Source organism: Rickettsiales bacterium (assembly GCA_025210695.1).
Taxonomy (GTDB): Bacteria; Pseudomonadota; Alphaproteobacteria; order Rickettsiales; family CANDYO01; genus CANDYO01.
In genome coordinates this window covers 1-5,236 of sequence record JAOARE010000035.1, presented here as the reverse complement: position 1 = coordinate 5,236, position 5,236 = coordinate 1, and the positions used below count along the sequence as shown (strand labels likewise).

6 protein-coding genes are annotated in these 5,236 nt (G+C 33.9%); all 6 read left to right on the top strand.

Going from position 1 to position 5,236, the window contains the following annotated elements; all coding sequences use genetic code 11:
* Positions 1-405 (top strand): acetyl-CoA C-acyltransferase (locus tag N4A31_05645; protein ID MCT4635703.1); only part of this gene is annotated, 405 nt, incomplete at its 5' end.
* Between the two features lie 301 nt (positions 406-706).
* Positions 707-1,204: a hypothetical protein gene (locus tag N4A31_05640; protein MCT4635702.1), complete on the top strand. Its 498-nt coding sequence runs from the start codon at positions 707-709 to the stop codon at positions 1,202-1,204.
* 230 nt (positions 1,205-1,434) lie between these two features.
* Positions 1,435-2,985: an AMP-binding protein gene (locus N4A31_05635; protein ID MCT4635701.1), complete on the top strand. Its 1,551-nt coding sequence runs from the start codon at positions 1,435-1,437 to the stop codon at positions 2,983-2,985.
* A gap of 86 nt (positions 2,986-3,071) precedes the next feature.
* Positions 3,072-3,374, top strand: coding sequence for an HPr family phosphocarrier protein (locus N4A31_05630; protein ID MCT4635700.1), 303 nt, complete (start codon positions 3,072-3,074; stop codon positions 3,372-3,374).
* 363 nt (positions 3,375-3,737) lie between these two features.
* Positions 3,738-4,871 carry an acyl-CoA dehydrogenase gene (locus tag N4A31_05625; protein MCT4635699.1) on the top strand — a complete coding sequence of 378 codons (1,134 nt, stop codon included), beginning with the start codon at positions 3,738-3,740 and terminating at the stop codon, positions 4,869-4,871.
* A 96-nt stretch (positions 4,872-4,967) separates the two neighbouring features.
* Positions 4,968-5,236: electron transfer flavoprotein subunit beta (locus N4A31_05620; GenBank protein ID MCT4635698.1), on the top strand; the 269-nt coding region annotated here is incomplete at its 3' end.

The window sequence follows — 5,236 nt, the reverse complement described above, 5'->3', positions numbered from 1 at the left end:
TCTAGAGAAAAAGCAGAAGAACTTAATATGAAACCTATAGCTGTATTCAAAGCCTTTACAGCTGTTGGGGTAGCTCCAGAAATCATGGGAATAGGACCTATGAAGGCTATCCCGAAGGCACTGAAAATAGCAGGACTGAAGCAGGAGGATATAGATCTAATAGAACTTAATGAAGCATTTGCATCCCAATCCATAGCTTGTATAAATGAGCTAAGTCTTGATAAGGAAAAAATAAATGTAAATGGGGGAGCTATATCTTCAGGTCATCCCCTTGGATGTACAGGCGCATATCTCACTATTAAACTTCTTTCAGAAATGAAGAGAAGAAATAGCAAGTACGGTATGGTAAGTATGTGTATTGGTGGAGGTATGGGTGCAGCGGCGATATTTGAACTTGTAAAATAAATTTCACTATAAAATTATGGACCTGGGACCTCCCTTGGGATGCACGGGATCCGATTCTACACTTAAGCTTTTTAAAGCTTAAGTGTAGATAGATATAAGGCTTGTCAAGTTTTCTAGAGCTAATATCAGTACTAATAAACAAATTTATAGAGAAGACTTTCTTTCTATTGATTTTCAATGGCTCGAATACTGAGCCCTATCTATAGTTACCAATCGGTTGGCAATGGACTCGCTTATAAGTATTCAGATGAATAAACAAAAATTTATTATTTAAACTTATTATATGAAGGAGGAGTTTATAATGAAACAGCATCTAACAACAACTGTATCATTTGTAACATGGCTTGTGATATGTACTGCGATTTTCCATAAGTTACACGTGCATGCTACGTGGCCAGCATACCTTGTGGTGATTTTCTTCTTTAATTCTCATTTCGATACTAGTAAGCTAAAGTCAATTTTTGGAGGAGGTACAATGGGACTGATTTTAGGTTATACATTTCCAATAATACTTAGTACACTAACTCCAATTATTGGACCTGAGTATGCATTCTATGCGCTTATAGGTATAACTCTTTTAGCAATTATTGGTTTAGGTCCAGTAGCTGACTTTTTATTTAATCCCGTAACATTTGCCTATGCTCTTTTGGTATTATTAAACATGGGAGAGGTACATGAACATATTTTCACATGGCTGTTGACACATTTCATAGGCGGAGCATTGTGTATTGGTGGAATATATGGTGTTGTGAAAATTATGCATAAGAATGCAAGTAATGAAGAAAAAGCCGCCCATTAAAATCTAATATGTGTCATTGCCCTATGACATTAAAGGAATGCATGGGAGTGAACTCTACGCTTAAGTTATATAACTTAAGTGTAGAGCTGACACATAATTAATGTAGTCGTATAGTTAATAGAGATAGGCAACTTCAAGGTTTAATAAATTTCAAAGAAAAAATGTAGAAACATTCACTATTTTCTCTAAAACCTTAATACTGTTTATCTATAGTAGGAGGAGATTCAATAATGAACAATGATACATGGATTGGCAATTATTCTCTTTTTAGGTCACGTATTTCTCCTGAAAGAGAAGCAGTGTATGACTATGATAATAAAATTCATTATACCTATAGGGATTTGGAAGATAGATCTAATTTATTAGCGAATTATATGGTTGAGAAATTAAATGTCAAAAAAGGAGATAGAGTAGCTTTCTGTACGCGAAATTGTATAGAGTTAATTGATGCATATTATGCTACTGCTAAGACGGGTGCGATTTTCGTAACATATAATCTGCTGTTATCTGAACAGGAACTAATAGAAATGATTAATAATGAAGAACCTAAAGTATTGTTCTATGAAGAGTTAATTAAAGATAAAATTGGAAAAATAAAATCAAAGACTAAGATACAAGATTATATTGCATTATCAAATGCAAAGGAAAAAATAGAAGGCATACATTATGAAGAAATTATGAACTATGGGAATAATGCTTATAGGGAAGAGAAGAATTTAGAGCTTGAAGATATCCATATGCTTATTCATACTGGTGGTACCACAGGAGTACCTAAAGGAGCAAAAATATCTCATAGATCTGTGATATATAATTCTATTAGTGGAGTTTTAACATTTAATTTATCCCATTTGGATAGTACATTTATCTTAACACCAATGTTTCATACCGCTGGATGGAGTGTATTGAATCTTCCGCATCTCCATGTAGGTGGGCGAATAATAATTAGTAAGAAGTGCGATCCTAAATTAGCACTAAAAATAATAAATGAAGAAAAACCTACCACATTACTGGGTGTTTCAACAATATATAGAATGATGATAAATCAACCGGAATTTGAAACAACGGATTTTTCTTCCTTGAGGTGGATGATAAGTGCTGCAGCACCAACTCCAATTGATATTATGGAAAGATTTTGGAGGAAAGGGGTAAAATTTGTACTTGCCTATGGTATGACGGAATCAGGACCAAATAATCTAACTATCCAGGCAGATGATATGGAGCTAAAAGAAATAAGAGAAAAATATAATTCTGTAGGAAAACCATTTTATTTTACACAAGTTAAAATTGTAGATGATGAAGGTAATGAAGTAGGAGTAAATGAATGCGGAGAAATTATTTGGAGTGGTCCGGGAATATTCTCTGGATATTGGAACAATGAAAAAGATACCAGTGCAACATTACGGGATGGATGGGTATATACAGGGGATATAGCTAGAAAAGATGAAGATGGATTTTATTATATAGTTGGAAGAAAAAAGAATATGTTTATCACTGGTGGTGAAAATATATTTCCTCCAGAAATAGAAGCAGAAATATATAAGCATCCATCAATCCATGAAGTATGTGTTGTAGGTGTACCTGATAAGAAATGGGGAGAAGTTGGTAAAGCGGTTATTACGCTAAAACAAGGCAAAAACATTGATACAAAGGAATTAAAGGAATTTTTAAATGGCAAAATAGGAAGTATTAAAATTCCAAAGTATGTACAGGTTATTGAAGAAATACCTAAAAACAATACTGGAAAAATTCAAAGAGGTACTATAACTAGATTATATGGATAAGTACAACAATTTTAAGTTGTATTTTAAATAAATACATAGAAGGATTTTTCCATAATAGGTAATTTGTTTAGAAGGATAGAGTAAAGATGATTAAAAGAAAACTAGAGATAAAAAATAAATTTGAATTACGTGCAAGGCAGGCTTCGTTATTTGTAAATACTGCAAATAAATTTTTTTCCGAAATATTCATACAGATGGGAAGTATTAATGTAAGCGGAAAAAGTATATTGGGAATAATGGTTCTAGGAATTCATACAGGGAGTTCTATTACCATTTCCATAGATGGTATAGATGAACAAGAAGCTATGGAAGAGTTGACGAAATTCATAGGTGTTAATACTAATTATAAATTAGCGAATGATAATTTAGGGTGCAATAAAGATTGCTAAAAATCAGATGCACATGGATAAAATACAAGCCTTGCTGATAAGTTAAATTAATGAAAGTATTAAAATATATTTGTTGGACTGACAGTGATATTTATATTATTGTCAGTATTTTTGTGTCTCATAATGGGAATATACTAAATCATTAAATGAAATTATGGAGGTACAACTATTGCACATCCCATAAAAAAATTGCACTTAATATTAAATGATATATATTTCATGAGTTTATATTTATAAAAAAGTAGCTTTATTTCAATATGTTCATCGGTTTATACAAGGTATATGATTATGGCACGAAATTTGCTAATGTAATATATCGTCAAAACAATAACAAATAAAACCTAAATATTAAGGAGGTTTCCTATGAATCTTACGAAGGAACAAAAATTAGTAAGAAAAGCAGTAAGAGAATTTACTGAAAAAGAATTAGCTCCACTAGCGGCAGAAATCGATAAAACTGGCGAATTCCCAAAAGAATTATTTGCTGAATTAGGTAGATATAGTTTATTATCTGTGCCTACACCTAAGGAATATGGAGGAGCAGGTGGGGACTATATGTCCTATGCAATAACTGTGGAGGAATTGTCAAAACAATGTGCTTCAACTGCACTTTATGTATCGGGTACATCATCATTATTCACTTGGCCTATATTGAAGTTTGGTACAGAAGAACAAAAACGAAAGTATGCGGTTCCACTAGCGAAGGGAGAAAAAATAGGTTGTTTTGCATTAACTGAAGCTGGTGCAGGTTCAGATGCTGCAGCTCAACAAACTACAGCTGTTTTAGAGGGCGAACACTATACACTAAATGGAACCAAGTGTTTTATTACTTTAGGTGCTGTAGCAGATATTGCCATAGTTTTTGCAATGACAGATAAGGCTAAGGGTTTAAAAGGAATAAGTGCTTTTATAGTTGAGACAAACTCTCCAGGTTTTTCAGTAGGTAAAAATGAAGATAAGATGGGGATAAAGGGAACCGTGACATCTGAGTTAATATTTGAAAATGTTAAGGTGCCTAGGGAAAATCTTCTTGGCAGAGAAGGTAAAGGATTTAAAATAGCAATGGCAACCCTTGATGGGGGAAGACTTGGAATAGCAGCACAGGCTTTAGGGATTGCACAGGGTGCAATGGATGAAACCGTTAAGTATCTCAAGGAAAGACAACAATTTGGAAAACCATTAGCGAAATTCCAAGGTATTCAGTGGATGATAGCAGATATGGAAACAAAAATAAATGCAGCAAGATTGCTTGTATATAATGCAGCATTACAAAAAGATTTAAAGTTACCTGCAGGAAAAGAATCTGCAATGGCAAAATTATATGCGGCGGAAGTAGCTATGGATGTTACTACTAAGGCTGTACAATTACATGGCGGATATGGATATACAAAGGATTATCCCGTTGAAAGAATGATGAGGGATGCAAAAATAACTGAGATATATGAGGGTACTTCACAGGTACAAAAAATGGTTATAGCTGCAAACGTTCTGGGTTAGATGAGTCTAGCTGTATATTTTAATAAGATAAAATAAAGAGGAGGAAGAAACATGAAGGTTATTGTTTGTGTAAAACAAGTTCCTGATACAAACGAAGTGAAAATAGATCCTGTAAAGGGAACCCTTATTCGTGATGGTGTTCCGAGCATACTAAATCCAGATGATGCAAATGCATTGGAAGAGGCACTGGCATTAAAGGATAAATGTGAAGACGTTCATGTAACGGTACTTACAATGGGACCACCCCAAGCTGATGAAATGTTAAGAGAATGCTTAGCAATGGGAGCGGATGAGGCCATTCTTTTAAGTGATAGAGCCTTCGCAGGTGGCGATACATGGGCAACATCTAATGCGTTAGCAGCAGC

Bases quoted from the DNA above. Each gene is read 5' to 3' on its own strand.
- N4A31_05640 (MCT4635702.1), top strand. From the start codon at position 707: ATGAAACAGCATCTAACAACAACTGTATCATTTGTAACATGGCTTGTG.
- N4A31_05635 (MCT4635701.1), top strand. From the start codon at position 1,435: ATGAACAATGATACATGGATTGGCAATTATTCTCTTTTTAGGTCACGT.
- N4A31_05630 (MCT4635700.1), top strand. From the start codon at position 3,072: ATGATTAAAAGAAAACTAGAGATAAAAAATAAATTTGAATTACGTGCA.
- N4A31_05625 (MCT4635699.1), top strand. From the start codon at position 3,738: ATGAATCTTACGAAGGAACAAAAATTAGTAAGAAAAGCAGTAAGAGAA.